Raw genomic sequence first — 15,348 nt, 5'->3', positions numbered from 1 at the left:
TTCGTCGGAAAAACGCTTCTTCATGGGGATGTCCTCATGTGGCTTATGAAGACATTACTAACATCGGGGTGTACTAATCAACGGGGAGCAGGTCACAGCGCGTGAAACATAAATACCCTGAACCTCATCAAAGACATAGTTTTCAGCGATACGTTTATCATGTTCAGCATCCACTGAAACTGGGGACTGTTTCTTTCTGGCCCAGACGAATTTCTCTTTTATGTATCCGACGACCAACAGTGTGAAACGTTTGAAAATCCCATCCTGACGAGGTTCAACATGCTTCCTCTTAGCTTTAACAGGAGCGCGTTTAATCGCTCTTGTTGTTGAAGAGGATGGGTTTTTCAGTGTAGTGCGTGTATGAGGCGCAGGAGCAACCAGAACAGGTTTCTGCGAGCCTGTAGATGAAGCTCTGCCTGTGTTATCCGGGATAACAATTTCTTCTGGTTCAGCCAGTGCATGAACCCTAAAGCTGGCAACATCAACAACAATGTCCAATGGAAGATCTTTAAAGGTAAAGTAGGCTTCGTCAGCTTCTTTTTTCAGCTCATCACGTATGGCTTGCTCTGCGGCACGTTGTTCCTGAGCTGCAACAGTTCCCCAGCGGTCACGAGGGATATGAAGTATTGGATCGCGGTTTGTTTCAATAGCTTTAGCCAGCCAGATTGCTTTCTCTTCGTTTGTAGCAGCAGCCGTAGCCTGTTCAAGGGCTTCCTCATACTGAACCCTGATAGAACGGTGATCGATGCGTTCATCATGACCATACAGGTCAAGGAACCCATTACAGATGTCCTGCCAGCCTTTACGCCAGCTATCAAGGGTTTCAGGCTTGTCCCACTCACGGACCTTTTTACCAAAGCCGGTAGAAAGAACCTCACGGGTGGTTCCCATTATATGGATATGTGGGTTATGACCATTAATATCGTGAATAACAACATCGGCAATGATGCCTTGCTTGGTAAAGTGCTCAAGAACAAAAGCTGCAGTGAGTTCAATGTTCTGCTCTGGTGTTAGCTCAGCGGGGAGGGCAATCTTAAACTCTTTGGCAAGGCGGGCATCTTTTCTCTTCTCTGAGGCTTCAACAGCATTCCAGAGTGTTTCACTGTCAACAATCAGGGCAGGAGGGGTATGTTCAGGTGCAAAAATCTGCGCAAAGGCAAGGTCCTTTTTATGTGCTGTTTTGCGACCACAAACTTCACCCGTTCTGTTATCGAAGAAAACTTTACGGTGACGATATGCAGCAGAGTTAACCGAAGACTGACCTTCGCCTCTGCTGATGTTCTCCATTTTAAAACTGTATATCGCCATCCAAGTATTCCTCAATGCCAAATGCTGCTTTTCGTTTTACGTAAGGAAAACGCCGGGGTTGACGTTGACCTTGATTTTGTTTCCGAAGGAAACGGTTTTAGCCTGCGGCAGGCAACCGTCGGTAGACCCCACGGCATTAGAGCGAAGCGATAATGCGTAAGTGGGCATTGCTTTATTTTTTATCGCCATAAATGGCTCAAAAATAACGGCAATGTATAAGGCTTGCCTTTATTAATTAATACTAAATATATGAATGGCTGTAAAACAAAACGCCGAAATAAGCGGCGCAATATGGATGGGCGGGCGAAGTATACCTCGATATTACACGGATTGGCCTTTGATAGCGTCCGAAGGACAGGAAGAGTATTAATTTATCCCGCCGTAAGGCGGGAAAACACTAAAATAGAAAAATAGCAAAAGATATTGGTAGCTTTCCCTGTTGCACAATTCACAGGTTAGGATAAGAAATTAGAGTGGAAAATCGAAAGATAAAATGAAAATCACTGATAAACAAAAATAAGTAACGCGGAGAGAATCGTTCAAAGTTGTTAGTGAATATTAGCGCATAGTGTTGTTATATTCTTAGTGTGTACTTTATTTTTACTGGTAGTTGTTTTTTTGTAGGGAAAAAGAGACAACATTAATCAGAGATTACTATCACGATAAAACTCATAATTTGCCAAAGTAAATTATTTAATATAAAAGAATATAAGAACATAAAATAAACGGGGTGAATATGAGTATCGGTGAGTTGTGTGAGTCAGAAATAATACTAATCTGTGTTAATGCTGCATTATGGACTATTAACATTGGCTTTATAAGTATTTGGGTTGTCAGATAAGATTTAACACCTTACTTATTGATTTATCTGTAAATTGTGTTAATACATAATCAGGAAATCAATACAGGGAGGTTTTATGTATAAAAATAACGATGAAGCCATCGATCTTGAAGCAAAACGATTACTTGATAATGGAATCTATACCGATCTGGAAAAAGCGTATAGTGAAGCAGAAAAGATAATCACAGAAATAAGAGTTGAGTTTAAAAAGAAACAGGAAAAGAAACAGTTCCGTTCCCGGATTAAATCAATCAAACGAGCACTTTCAGATGATGAGTTCAGAAGTAATATTCCTTATAATCATAGGCATCAGTGGAGAAAAGAATGAGTGATGATGAAATAAAAAATACCTATCTAACTGGCAATGTTTTTCAGAGTGATAGAAACAGGCCGGAAATTAAGAAAACACTTGAGCAAAAAATTGCTGGAGCACAAAACAAATTAAATTACCTTAAAGCAAAAGAAAAAAGAGACAGCAAAAAAGAAAACACACGACAAAAAATAATTCTTGGTGCAGAGGTTGCCAAGGTTTTAAACTGTGATATAAGTGAGGTAGATAAGCAATTACTCTTTGGTTTGTTGTTAGAAGTTCCATCGTTACATACACACGATATCGAACGGTATAAAGTAAATGGACAAATCTACATTGAAAGAGTTCTCAAGAAATTCAGACCATAAAATAATTTCACGTCCGAACAGCTCTCCGGCTTAAAACTTGTTTTAGGCTGGGGAGCTGTTGAGCAAGCCCCAGAGGGCGCGGTAGCCAATTTTTACCACCATCCTTGGCAGCAAATTAAAACTCTCAATCAAATGGCAAAATCTTCCAGAACCTTACCGCTTTCCAGTGCAGCTGCAATCACTTTTGGTGTTCGACCCTGACCTGTCCACGTTTTCTCATCGCCGTTTTCGTCGATGTATTTGTACTTTGCAGGACGAGGAGCACGTAAAGCAGCAGGACGTGATGATTTAACATTACCCAGCAGCTCAGACGGGTCAATGCCATCTTCAAGCAGTTGCGCACGCAGGGCTTCGATTTTGCCCTGACGTTCAGCATTTTGTTGCTTTGCGATTGTCTCTTCTTGGCGTTTGTCCTCGACAATAGCTGTTAATTTTTCGAGTATCTCTTCCAGAGTAGCGAGATCTGTTTCTCGTGCCTGAGCGCGAAGAGTACGGATGTTATTAAGTGTTTTAATAGCGTCTGTCATTGTCTTTTATCCTGAATGTATAAAATCATTGTAATGATACCACAAACCGGATAGTGAGAGATAAAATCGGCTCATTTTAATTTTTATTATTAATCTTTTCATTGATTATATATTCATCGGTCTTGACCTCCTGTTTATTTTTGATAATTAATTAATACGTGAAATAAAAAAGGACGATGAAAATGAAAAAACAAAATAAGAAAGGGTTCTCCCTGTTAGAACTCGTATTGGTGCTGGGTGTGGGTAGTATGATGGCATTTATGCGTTTTCAGGATATGAATAATGAACAGGAAACGATTATAGCTAATGCTGTTGGTCAGCAAATTAAACAGGTCGGGGAGGCGGTTAATGGTTATATTAATATCCGATATGATAAACTTTCCACTCTGACTTCAAGCAGCAGTCAGTCAAGCGATCCGGGTCCCCGTGTCTGTAATGCTTCAGGCTGCGAAATTACATACCAGACACTGGTTAATGAAGGGTTATTACCTGCGTCATACACCGGTATTAATGCACAAAAATCTTCATATAAAATTATATTACAACGTTCAGGAATATCACCTAACTATGTAGTTAATGGTCTTATTACAACGACTTTGCCTTGGATGGAAGGGGATAAGTATCGTTACGATTTATTGGGTCGAGCGATGCAAGCGGCAGGTATTGATAGTGGTATGACGCAATCAGCAACGTTAGCATCAGGTTTACAGGGTGCATGGAAAGAGACATCTACAGATTACAGTAATATTACAAGTGCAGGATTGATGGCATATCGCGTAGGATATGATTCCACCATGTATTCTGTTTATCTTCGTCGTGATGGTACTTTGCCGATGACGGGAGATCTTAATATGGGAGGTAAAAGCATCAAGAATGTCCAAGATATAACTGCTGCAGGTTCAGGTGATTTCGGTGGTAATATAATATCCGGTGGTACAATATCGGCTGCTGGACAAGTTATTGCTCACAATGGGTACGGAAATAGTTTGGTTATCGGAGGTGATGCTGTTGGCAATAACTTCGAAATCAAAATATCTGGTCAAAAACAACTAGATATTCTTTCAGATAACAATTCTTCTATTACTCTGGTAGCTAATGGACGCATTGAAGTTAAAAATCCACAAAACGGAATCGTTGGTGTTAATATTAACGATGAAGGCGCAATAAATACTATTGGGGAGATAAAAGCTTCTGGAAACATAGTGTCAGACAAGGGTCTCAAAGGTGCTGCAGTAGAGTCAATTGGTCGAACTACTGTGGGTGAATATATTCAAATTAATGGTCTTTCTGTCGCTGGGAATATTTGCCAATCAAATGGGCTTTTAAGCCGTGATGATCGTGGAGCTATTCTTTCTTGTGTATCGGGGAAGTGGCAATATAACACGGCTGTTAGTAATTCCGTTAAATGTTATAGCTCTACGGGGTACGTCATGAAAAATACAGGTGTTTATGGCTTTTATATTATTGGTAATAACGTTTCATCTCAAACTTCATTTATTTGTGATGGTGAAGGTAACCTTACAGGCATTCAAAAAATGCGTTAATTATATAATGAAATTAAATTTGACATGGTTGAAAGTAAATTGTAATGTCTAATTACTATCAAAGAAGAATAACTCCATATTCAATCTTGTAAATCTTTGATGGTTTTTTAATAAAGTCAACGAAGCTCGCTTCCAAAAAAAGACCAGAATGATCTGGTCTTTTTTTGTTTTTATCAGGTAGTCCGCTTATCGGATAAGAGCATATAAAGAATATACAAGTCTTGTTTAATATTTTATCTGGTTTATCTCTTTTATATCTATTCAAATAACTAAGGAGATATAAAGGAAATGAAAAAAGCAGCATTAATTAAATACAAAAAAAGCAAGAAAGGATTCTCGCTCTTAGAACTTTTGTTGGTTCTTGGGATTATATCTGCATTAGTGGTTGCAGCATTTATCGTTTACCCTAAAGTACAAGCTTCACAGCGTGCGCAGGCAGAAAGTAATAATATAGCTACTATTCAGGCAGGTGTTAAGTCGTTATATACTTCAGCATCAAGTTTTACTGGTCTTTCAAACACTGTGGCAGTTCAGGCTAAGATTTTCCCTGATAATATGTTGAGTGGCTCTGAGTCAGCAGTGAAGCCAATTAATGCATTTAAAGGTGATGTTATATTGGGAGCTGCAGCAACTGGTCCATCAAAAGCACCCGGTTCTTCTTTTAATATTACTTATTCTAATGTTCCTGCAGCGGAATGTACCAAAATAGTAACTGCAGCAGCAGGAAATTTCTATGAGGTTGGCGTAGGAGTCGCGGCGAATGTGAAAGCAGCAGGTGATGTGCTGGATGTGGCTAAAACTGCTACGCAGTGTTCAGCCGGTGGTAATAGTAATACTCTTATATTCACAGCTATTTAAAAAAACACAAATATCCTTTCGCATTTATATCAGTTCCCCCTCACTAATGAATGAACAGTGAGGGGGAAAGGATTAATGAATGCTACGCTTAATTAAATTAGCAATGCTATCATCAGCAAACTGCGTTTTAAACTCCACATTGACCGTTTTACTTATTTGATTGAACAGTGCCTGAGCATGTTCAATCTTACGCTTCTCTTCAAGCCGCAGGCTATCTTTTCCGTCTACGTTTTTTGTTTCAATGATAAAGTTTAGATAATCACCTTTGGTGGTTTTAACAACGTAAGCAAAGTCAGGAGAATATGTATAACCACCCGCAACCGGGATCTTAATGGAGTTCTTCGGTATCTTTGTGAAAACAGATACAGACTGGATCTCTCCATCTGTTATGTTGAGCCGTTCAAGCTCTGAGTCATAAAATACTTCTTCAAAAAGATAAGAATCCAATGGTGATTTTGTATTATCCTGCAATACACCAAGATCACTTGATAATACCTCATTTAAAGGATTACCATCTGCATTAGTCAACTTTGTAGGATGAATAGAGCTTGATATCACATTGTAGCCAAGACTGAACTTGTTAAACGAATTGTTCAACAAATACTTGCTAAAGCCAGATTTAATCTTTCTGATAGTTTGAATGTTCAGGTAGTCAGTGATATTGATAGTGTCTTTTATATCACAAAAAACCTTATGCAAGGTATCGTGTTTAGCAAACATAGTTTGTGATAAGTTATCAAGAAATTCACGATAACTCATTGTGTTGAGTTTAGCAAAGTTATCATCATCACTAATTATGCTTTTCGACATTGCCGTATCATTATGGATATAAATCCTATCAATGCGAGTATGAACGCCTGATTTAGTAAATCTATCTTTTTCTTCGAGCATGAACGACTTGAATATTGATAAGAATTCACTCTCGCTATTTATTTTATATTCAATCACAGCTTTTTGATTGATCAAATCCCACAGTTCTTTCAGTTCACTGAACTTGCCAACACGCATTTTAGTACGTTTTTTACCATCAGTGGATTTTTTGATTTTGTTTGGTTTAACTCCGGTAGGGAATGCTGCTGGATATTTATCTTTTAAGCGAGTATAGGCACCAGAATCTTTAAAGTTTTCATTCTCATCGATGATTTCAGCATCAAAAATTTCATTCATTAGTGTTCTGGATGAAAGTTCAGGATACTGAGTTAAGATTTTATCCTTAAGCTCTTGAGTAAACTTACTTGGTATAGTTTCTTTGAAAGAGCTATCGTTAACCTCTTTGACAAGAGAATCAACAAAATCTTTTTCCGTAAAATCAACATAATAGTTGAGTGTAAAGTTGCGGTCTTTAACACGGCACATGTATTCATTCACGGGAAGACGTAAACCACGCCCTACCTCTTGAAGTTTAGATGTGGTGCTACCGCTCGAACGGAGCTTACAAATCTGAAAGACATTTGGGTTATCCCAGCCTTCCCTCAACGTCCATTTAGAGAAAATGAAACGGCGAGGATTATCTAAAGATAATAAAAGCTCTTTATCATGAAGGATTTCATTAATTTCCTGCTCAATTTTATCATCTTTATCGCTATTATCTTTTGAAAAATATCCACCATGAACAGAAGATACATCCTGAACGGTTTTTTCAAGGTAGTTTCTATAAAATTCGTCTTTTTCTGTTTTTAACAGTTTATTAGCTTCTGCCAAAACGTATTCTTCGAACTTAGTTTTCAGGCTTCCGGCAATGTCATTACCATCACGATACCCTTCAATGTCATCAATGAAGAAAAGAGTAAGAGGCTTTATACGTGGCCTTTGTGTCAGATACTCTTTTTCTAACTTAAAGTGTTCTTTGACAGCTTTAAGCATCATGTTATCAGCGAGCGTCTGATCGTAAGAGTAGGGGTTTATTGAACTACCAATTTTTAGTTCAATACCATTACTCAACACTGCAGTACTTTTATTTAATGCATCGAGTGTTAAATCATGAATTGCGCTATGTGTTTTCGATAGCGATTCATCTTTTGCTAATTTGAACGTTTTTTTGTTACCATTTTCGGTAAGCTCAAAAATAGCTTCTTTACCGTCAGATTTTACGAACTTGAGGTTGGCGCTACCATCACCAACAATATCTTCAATGTAAGCATCAATGCCTTTAACAAGATCTTCATTAAATGCATCTACGGCTGTCAGGCGATAAACTAAATTTTTATAGCCTTCACTAAAGGTTGCGCCGTAACGAATAATATATTGAGCATTGAATTTCTCAATATTCTCCCATGTTTTTTTAGCTGTAGGGAATTTATGAGGTTCATCAATAATAATAAATGGTTTAACTGCACTTAGAGCAGCAAATGGTGTATCAAACTGATTATCAAGCAAACCAACATCATAAGTGTCAGTTAAAGACTTGGAGTTAATCATTCCTGAGTTGATCACAAGGATGTGTATATATTTCTTATTGAAATTACTAGCTTCAACAAAATCATGAATAGCTTGAGGCATATACGATTTTGTATTTTTACCAGAGTTTTTCTGACTCTCAACTACATAAGTCTTTAGTTCACGCTCGTAATCATCTCGAAAGTGTTCTTTTAAAGCATCACTTTTTAAAAAGTTAACGGTTCCAGCTTTAATTGAAAGTGTAGGAACAATAATAATAAATTTATTAATGCCAAAAGATTTGTTCAGATCAAAAATTGTTTTTGTGTAGGTATAGGTTTTACCTGTCCCCGTTTCCATTGAAACATCAATAACATTGCTTTTGGCATCGTAATTATCTTTTAAGTGCTCAATGCCATTGAATTCCTGAACATTTTTTATGTTGTTGTAGTATTGTTGTTCAGATAGATTCAGTTCTGGATTAGCTAACAGGCGGATAGCAACATGATCCGTCTGATGAGGCATGGCGGAAACAAAAACATTCATGACCGCATCAACGCCAGCTTTTTGATGGGGTAAGTTTTTTTCGAATGTAAACCCTTTGGACATGATTAGTTCCTTACCACCAAATCTAAATCAATAGATTTTTTATTAGCATAACTTTTCAGTGCTTCATTGAGTTCCATTTGTTTTGCGCTTTCAAAGTTGCTGCCATAAAACACAACTTTGTTAGGAGCAAAGTCTTTGTCTGAATCCAGCTTTTGAAGTAAAGCTTTCAGTGCTTCGCTACTGAAATTAGGCGCAATCAGATATAGCCGTCCATCGCATAAGTGCGCTTTGTAGCCATTGAGATCAACATCTTCAATTGGTGTTGTCAGTAAGCTGCCATCATACAGGCACCACGTAGTCAATAAGATGTCGTACTGCTCAGGAGTCAATACAACATCATCAAAAAAAGTATGATTAGACAGCGTAAGTTCAGACTCATCTTTAGTACGAAAATCATTGACTGTTTCAAATATTTTGAATCCCAGATCACCGTTAAAATCAGGATGTTCTTTTTTAATTCTTTGGGATGCTCTTGAAAGTCGTTCTTTTGTTAATTCATAGATGTTTTTAAAGCCTAACTCATGTGCTTCAGATGTTTGAGATGTTTGTTCTGGGATTTGTATAGAAATAAATCTTCTATTACCTTCGTCGTTAGCATTCATAGCCATTACTGCATGTGCGGTTGTACCCGACCCGGCAAAGAAATCTAAGATTAGATCATCTTTTGAAGCATTAGGCACTATATGTATCAGATTCTGTATTACTTGAAGTGGTTTTGGAAAATCAAAGACTTTTTTTCCATCAAATAATGAGCGAAGATCCCTTGCTGCCTTTTTATTACCTTCTAATTCAGTCCATAGAGGTGATGGACGTTTAGTTCTCCCTTCAACATAATATTTAACGTATGGCCACCATACCTCTTGTCCATTACGAGTGGTTTTTTTCCATAAAATCATATTGTTATTTACTTGCTGTAAATAAGTTTCCTTGCTGAATCTCCAACAACTTTCATAGCCAGCAGAGGCTATTGGGAAAACCTCATTACCGTCAGGATCTTGCACGGAATAATACATGTTAGGACGATCTTCTCTTTTATCATTACTTCCTGTTTTTCTCATTTGATCATAAGCATAGTAGCCCATGTCATCCTTATTCTGAAAGCGTTTGAGATCATGGTCAGTTAACGGTAAGCCACTAAGATCGATATTATTTGACTTTGTATAAACTAAAATATAGTCGAATGAATTTCCTAATCCACCACTGTCCTGTCCTGTGGTCTGACCTGTCGCTCTGACTATATTTCCAACAAAGTTTTGCTCGCTAAAAATTTCATCACACAGTATTTTTAGTTGGCTATGTTCGTGATCATCAATGGAGATATAGATTATCCCGTCATCACGTAAAAGTTCACGAGCTATATATAGTCGAGGATAAATAAAAGTTAGCCACGCACTATGGCTACTTGATCCTTTAACAGTAAAATCGAGGATACGTTTAGCTTCATCAAGGTCGATAACAGCCAGTTCAGAAAGTTGTTCAGGTGTAAAATTACGATCATCATTATATACAAATCCATCTGATCCTGTGTTATATGGTGGATCAATATAAATCATTTTAACCTTTTCAGAATAAGCATTAACCATATGCTTCATTACTTCTAGGTTATCCCCTTTGATCAACAGATTTTGACTGCTCTTGTTCTCTCCACGTTGGTTATGGTTTTTATCTTCTGTGAGCAACGTCTTCGGTGGTAGGTTAGCCAATAGACGGGCATAGGACTTACCCAGCCAGTTTAAGCTGTATGATTCTTTAGAGAGTTCAACATCCGCTGATTTGACGATCTCAAGCAATTTCTCTTGAATGAAAGCCCCGTTTTTATCAAAACACTGCGGAAAGTTAGCCTTCAATACAGCAAGCTGTTTGCTGTTCGTGGTTTCTACTTCAGAAAAAATCGTTTCTTTTTGCATATCCATTTTAAACCTGATTATTTAGTGTTCGATTTGATGGTGTTTTTGATTGAAGCTTCATTTAGACCTATGCGTAGTAGTTCTGCCGCCGCACCATCGATGCTTTTGAAGATTCTTGCTTCATAAGGCTGTCTGGAGCTGCATAAAACTAATGGCTTACCTTCCCACTCTGAACCATCAAAAATCACGGTATACTCGCCTTTAGAGCCTTCTATTGTTGCTCTGTCAAGTAGACCTGATTTGACTTTTTCCTTAGCCATAGAGCTAAGGATGAAAATTCCACCATCAAGACCTGATATCATGGTTATTTCCTCGGTATTTAATATTGCTACAATATCAAATATTGCTGAAAATTCATAATAGAATGGTGTAGTAGCCATCACAGGGCGATGGCTATTCAAACATCGTTAAAACAAAGGATTACATGATGTTATATGAGGGGTTATCAGGCAGTTAGCTTTGATTCCTGTGGGCAAACTCAAACGGCCTGATCATACTGCTGCTGTTGGCATCAAGGAAATCAGCCCACCACTGGAGCATCAGACGGCGTTCATCCAGATGTTCAGCCTTATGGATGTATGCGGCTCGAACAGAGCTACGTTCTTGGTGACTCATCTGTCGTTCAACGGCATCTCTTGACCATAATCCTGATTCAATCAGAGCGCTACAGGCCATTGTGCGGAATCCGTGGCAACAAACGTCTTTTTGGGTGTTATAACCCATCGCACGTAATGCCTTATTAATCGTGTTTTCACTGATAGGCTTGTCAGCATAGCTAAAACCTGCGAATACAAATTTATGAGCGCCACTGATAGCTTTGATCTCTTTCAGAATGGCAATGCTCTGCTTACTCAGCGGTACCAGATGGGGAGTCTTCATCTTTGAGCCGCGATGAGAGAACTTGACGTTTTTAAGAGGTTCTCGTTCTGCAGGAATCGTCCATAGCGCATTTTTGAAATCAAACTCTGACCAACGTGCAAATCGTAACTCGCTGGAACGGATAAAGGTCAGCAAACACAATCGAACAGCCAATTGGGTAAGTCCTTTACCTTTGTATGCCTCTATCCTTTCCATCAATTCAGCAATACGTTCAAGGGGAAGGGCTGGACGATGAACACTTTTGGCTGTTGCTATTGCTCCCGCCAAATCATAAGCCGGGTTATGCTCAATAAGTGCATTATGTACGGCATAGCGCATAATGGCGGTGATACGCTGTTGAAGCCGTGAGGCCAGTTCCAGATGCCCGTTCAGTTCAGCTTTTTTTATAGGAACCAATAAATCACGAGTTTTCAGGTCAGTAACATTTCTCTGACCAATGATCGGAAAAACATGAGTGGTTAGGCTGTTGAGTATCAGTGTGCGGTGGCCTTCTGACCATGTTTTATTGCTGGAATGCCAGCTTCTTGCTACCGTTTCAAAAGTTAAAGCGCCACTCTCTTCAATTTTTTCCGCTTTTTTCTTTTCGCTGGGATCAATGCCATTAGCAATCAGTTTTCTGGCACTGTCACGTCTCTCCCTTGCTTCAGCTAGGGAGACGGCAGGATAGACGCCAAGCGCCAGCATCTTTTGTTTACCAGTGAAGCGGTATTGAAAGCGCCAATACTTTGAACCATTAGGGTGGACAAGTAGATGCATACCAAACCCGTCAGTGAGCTTGATTGGCTTGCTGGAAGGTTTTGCAGATTTAACTTTTACATCAGTTAGCGCCATTGGTTGCACCTCCCAGTGTTGGTACAAAACATATCGAACTTACGATACCAACAGATATACCAACAAAGCAAGGTTGATGTAGGCGGACGTTAACGGTTTTGGGTGAACAATAGGTTATGGATAACTTATTGTTTTTTAGGAGGTTGGTGGCTATCTCAGGACGTTGTCGAACAAGTCTCTGGTGTCCCCTGCAGGAATCGAACCTGCAACTAGCCCTTAGGAGGGGCTCGTTATATCCATTTAACTAAGAGGACGTAGAAATAACTGATTTTTAAGTGTTCGTCTTGTGTTGCATGTTATCGCAAGAGTCCACGCAGCTTCAAGCTTTTAGTCTCTTTTATTTCCTGTTCGTTCATGTCTGTACGCAAATAAAATCATTTGGTTCACTTGCCATTGCGTACAGATTGAGTACAGAATGCTGAAAATTAGTGTGTACAGGATACAGAGCCGTGGCCCTCAGTGATACCAAACTTCGCAGCATCAATGACAAGCCGTACAACGGCGCGCCCGAAGTCACAGATGGTGACGGTCTCAGCGTGCGTATTACCCCTACCGGAACGATTACGTTTCAGTTTCGGTACCGATGGAATGGTAAACCTGTTCGCCTTTCGATTGGGCGCTATCCTGCTACATCTCTGAAAGAGGCGCGCGTCATTGTCGGCGAGATGCGCGAATTGTACCTCAAGGGGCTAAACCCTAAAAATTATTTTGCCAAAGAGGATGGCGAGCTGACGCTTAAAGAGTGTCTCGATCAGTGGTGGAACAAGTATGTTGAGACACTGAAGCCTAATACACAGACGTTGTACAAGTCAGTTGTGTACAACACTATGTACACAGAATTCCCGGATGCCCCCGTCGTCAATATTCCTGTTTCAGCATGGGTTAGGTTCTTCGATAAGCAGGAAAAGAAAAACGGCAAAAAGGCCAGGGTTCTTCTCCTGCAGCTGCGATCTGTAATGAACTGGTGTATCAGCAGACAACTCATACCATCGTGCGAGGTTCTGAAGCTTAGCGTAAAGACGATTGGGAAGAAGCCAGATGTTGGTAGCAGGGTTTTAACCTATACCGAACTGGCAAAAATATGGCTCGCGCTGGAAAACAACAAGATCGTTACTTCCAACAAGGTACTTCACCAACTTTTGTTATTGTGGGGAGCCAGATTGTCAGAACTTCGCCTGGCTACGGACAGTGAATTCAATATGGACGATCTAATTTGGACAACTCCAGCAGAGCATTCAAAAATGGGGAATGTTATTCGTCGTCCTATTTTTGAGCAGGTAAAGCCTTTTGTAGAGAGGCTTTTAAATTCGGGTAATACCGTCCTGTTCCCCGGCCAGGAACTGGATAAGGCAATAGATCGTTCGTCAGCAAATCTCTACATGAAAAAACTAAGGGATAAAATTGATATACCGGAATGGAGAACGCACGATTTCAGGCGCTCACTGGTAACTAATTTGTCAGGGGAGGGAGTTATGCCCCATGTCACCGAAAAGATGCTGGGGCATGAACTGGGCGGTGTGATGGCCGTGTACAACAAACACGACTGGCTGGTGGAGCAGAAAGAGGCTTATGAAATGTATGCCGATAAAATATTCTGGCATGTTAAACAGCTCGGTTGACGCCGCCCTCTTCAATCCATTTCATAACTGCTTTACGGCTGTAGCGTGACGGATATGTGAGAACAGGATTGGGGAAACCACGTTCTTTGCGTAAGCGCCAAACAGCAGTTTTTTTCTTTTTGAGCAGGTCGAATACTTCCTGCTCCTCCATAAAATCAGTATCAGTAGTAGTCATAAATACCTCATCAAAAATTACCGTTAAAAACACACGTACCACACCCGCCGCGAGCGCCTTCAGTGCAGGCATCGCAGCGATCTACTTTTTTGGTTTTTCCGTCTCCTCCTGCTGCGGTGCTGTTGGCTGAATTACCTCCTGCAGGGTGCGGCTTAATTGCTCTCGTAACTGCTGACATCCTTGATACTTAACCGCCGTATCGCGCAGGCTATTAACAAGTTCACGGTAAACATGCGGTGGCAACTTGTAAGCCGTCGTTACAGGTTCAACCATATTGTTGGAGTCACCGGAATGGTCAACCATAGCGAGCTTATCCTCGGTATGGTTGGTTATCGCTTCCTGAAAGCGTTCAAGCTCCACGTACTCCTGGCATGACCAACCGCCATCAATGAAATCACGAGCTTCAACAGCGTCGAAAGTGAACGATGTTTCACCACCAGTTGGTGAGGTTAAGCCGTACAGGTCTGCTACCGGCTTAAATTGCGTGACTGGTATGGTACCTTCATTGGTGAGGGTACCATCTGCACCCTGAAGCATGGCGGCGCGGCACTCTTCAACAGCCTGACACAGCTTGGTACGGTGATGCCCAGCCATAGTTCCTTTGTTCCAGTCATGCCCCATTGTCATGCCGTAAGCATGGTGGAGAAGGCGCTTGAAACACTCAGGCACAGCCACCGGAGCTGGCGGGACGGTGTCCTGAGTAGATCGCAACTCCTCAAGTTCCTCCCCGATCTGCTTAATGTACTCAATGACATGGTTAGATAGACCGTGGCAATTGTCCTGAAATAATCGCTCAGAAACTTCGTTGTAGTCTTTTAGAGTTGGGTTTCTGTTGCTTTTTATGAAGGCAACAATGGCATCAAGCGCATTTTTACTTCCGAGATGGCTTACCACCGGCTCCGCTTCGAGCGATGCCAGCGCCAGCTTCATCGCAGCCAGCGTGTTGCTGTCATCTTCGTCCAGTCCGAACGGGATTTCATCTCTGGCTGCTTCCATGTCGGCAATTTTCTGCTGCAGCCATTGTTTGGTAATAGCGCTCATGATGCCTCTCCTTTACCGGCTGCTGCGATCATCTTGATACAATGCTTGGATAGCTCTTTGTTTACAGAATCAATATGGCAATAAGCACCACTTTTGAACGGAGAGCCTTGCTTGAAGTCGAAGAACGAATATGGCGGCAGATTGATTTCACGCGA

13 protein-coding genes and 1 tRNA gene are annotated in these 15,348 nt (G+C 40.4%); 5 read left to right on the top strand and 9 right to left on the bottom strand.

Annotation, left to right across the window (positions count from 1 at the left end; all coding sequences use genetic code 11):
• Nucleotides 1-57: 57 nt before the first annotated feature.
• Nucleotides 58-1,308: a MobQ family relaxase gene (mobQ, locus tag ACOTZF_RS24545; RefSeq protein ID WP_421636212.1), complete on the bottom strand. Its 1,251-nt coding sequence runs from the start codon at nt 1,306-1,308 to the stop codon at nt 58-60.
• Between the two features lie 917 nt (nt 1,309-2,225).
• On the opposite strand from mobQ, the gene ACOTZF_RS24540 reads away from it, so the two are divergent.
• Both ACOTZF_RS24540 and ACOTZF_RS24535 read left to right on the top strand, forming a co-directional pair.
• Nucleotides 2,226-2,477, top strand: a complete 252-nt coding sequence (locus tag ACOTZF_RS24540) for a hypothetical protein (RefSeq protein WP_049842670.1) — start codon at nt 2,226-2,228, stop codon at nt 2,475-2,477.
• Complete coding sequence (locus tag ACOTZF_RS24535) at nt 2,474-2,827, top strand: conjugal transfer protein TraD (protein ID WP_085831759.1); 354 nt, start codon at nt 2,474-2,476, stop codon at nt 2,825-2,827. Before ACOTZF_RS24540 ends, ACOTZF_RS24535 begins: the two co-directional genes overlap by 4 nt.
• Before the next feature lie 128 nt (nt 2,828-2,955).
• Here the strand turns inward: ACOTZF_RS24535 and ACOTZF_RS24530 are convergent, their stop codons facing one another.
• Nucleotides 2,956-3,354 (bottom strand): H-NS family nucleoid-associated regulatory protein, encoded by a 399-nt coding sequence (locus tag ACOTZF_RS24530; RefSeq protein WP_069484040.1) that lies wholly within the window; start codon nt 3,352-3,354, stop codon nt 2,956-2,958.
• A gap of 182 nt (nt 3,355-3,536) precedes the next feature.
• Here ACOTZF_RS24530 and pilV point away from each other — a divergent pair, with 182 nt between their 5' ends.
• Nucleotides 3,537-4,898, top strand: coding sequence for a shufflon system plasmid conjugative transfer pilus tip adhesin PilV (pilV, locus tag ACOTZF_RS24525; RefSeq protein ID WP_129317828.1), 1,362 nt, complete (start codon nt 3,537-3,539; stop codon nt 4,896-4,898).
• 288 nt (nt 4,899-5,186) lie between these two features.
• Nucleotides 5,187-5,756 carry a type 4 pilus major pilin gene (locus ACOTZF_RS24520; RefSeq protein ID WP_101705197.1) on the top strand — a complete coding sequence of 190 codons (570 nt, stop codon included), beginning with the start codon at nt 5,187-5,189 and terminating at the stop codon, nt 5,754-5,756.
• Nucleotides 5,757-5,828: 72 nt separating this feature from the next.
• Here the strand turns inward: ACOTZF_RS24520 and ACOTZF_RS24515 are convergent, their stop codons facing one another.
• The 5 genes from ACOTZF_RS24515 to ACOTZF_RS24495 form a co-directional block, all read right to left on the bottom strand.
• On the bottom strand, nt 5,829-8,741 hold the full coding sequence (locus tag ACOTZF_RS24515) for a type III restriction-modification system endonuclease (RefSeq protein WP_129317829.1): 2,913 nt from the start codon (nt 8,739-8,741) through the stop codon (nt 5,829-5,831).
• Between the two features lie 2 nt (nt 8,742-8,743).
• Nucleotides 8,744-10,654: a site-specific DNA-methyltransferase gene (locus ACOTZF_RS24510; protein ID WP_129317830.1), complete on the bottom strand. Its 1,911-nt coding sequence runs from the start codon at nt 10,652-10,654 to the stop codon at nt 8,744-8,746.
• A gap of 11 nt (nt 10,655-10,665) precedes the next feature.
• Complete coding sequence (locus ACOTZF_RS24505; protein WP_241692326.1) at nt 10,666-11,028, bottom strand: hypothetical protein; 363 nt, start codon at nt 11,026-11,028, stop codon at nt 10,666-10,668.
• 73 nt (nt 11,029-11,101) lie between these two features.
• On the bottom strand, nt 11,102-12,358 hold the full coding sequence (locus tag ACOTZF_RS24500) for a tyrosine-type recombinase/integrase (RefSeq protein WP_129317831.1): 1,257 nt from the start codon (nt 12,356-12,358) through the stop codon (nt 11,102-11,104).
• A 179-nt stretch (nt 12,359-12,537) separates the two neighbouring features.
• A tRNA-Arg gene (locus ACOTZF_RS24495) sits at nt 12,538-12,612 on the bottom strand.
• Between the two features lie 195 nt (nt 12,613-12,807).
• Between ACOTZF_RS24495 and ACOTZF_RS24490 the strand changes: the two genes are divergently transcribed.
• On the top strand, nt 12,808-13,977 hold the full coding sequence (locus ACOTZF_RS24490) for a tyrosine-type recombinase/integrase (RefSeq protein ID WP_421636211.1): 1,170 nt from the start codon (nt 12,808-12,810) through the stop codon (nt 13,975-13,977).
• Here the strand turns inward: ACOTZF_RS24490 and ACOTZF_RS24485 are convergent.
• Together ACOTZF_RS24485 and ACOTZF_RS24480 are read right to left on the bottom strand one after the other, a co-directional pair.
• Complete coding sequence (locus tag ACOTZF_RS24485) at nt 13,961-14,224, bottom strand: helix-turn-helix transcriptional regulator (RefSeq protein WP_241099227.1); 264 nt, start codon at nt 14,222-14,224, stop codon at nt 13,961-13,963. The genes ACOTZF_RS24490 and ACOTZF_RS24485 overlap by 17 nt on opposite strands.
• A 9-nt stretch (nt 14,225-14,233) precedes the next feature.
• Nucleotides 14,234-15,193, bottom strand: coding sequence for a hypothetical protein (locus tag ACOTZF_RS24480; protein WP_421636210.1), 960 nt, complete (start codon nt 15,191-15,193; stop codon nt 14,234-14,236).
• Between the last annotated feature and the right edge of the window lie 155 nt (nt 15,194-15,348).

The sequence above is a fragment of the Enterobacter cloacae complex sp. SHL021 genome (assembly GCF_049237765.1).
GTDB classification, from domain to species: domain Bacteria; phylum Pseudomonadota; class Gammaproteobacteria; order Enterobacterales; family Enterobacteriaceae; genus Enterobacter; species Enterobacter cloacae.
The sequence above is the reverse complement of the archived record's forward strand: the minus strand, read 5'-3'. Positions and strand labels throughout refer to the sequence as shown.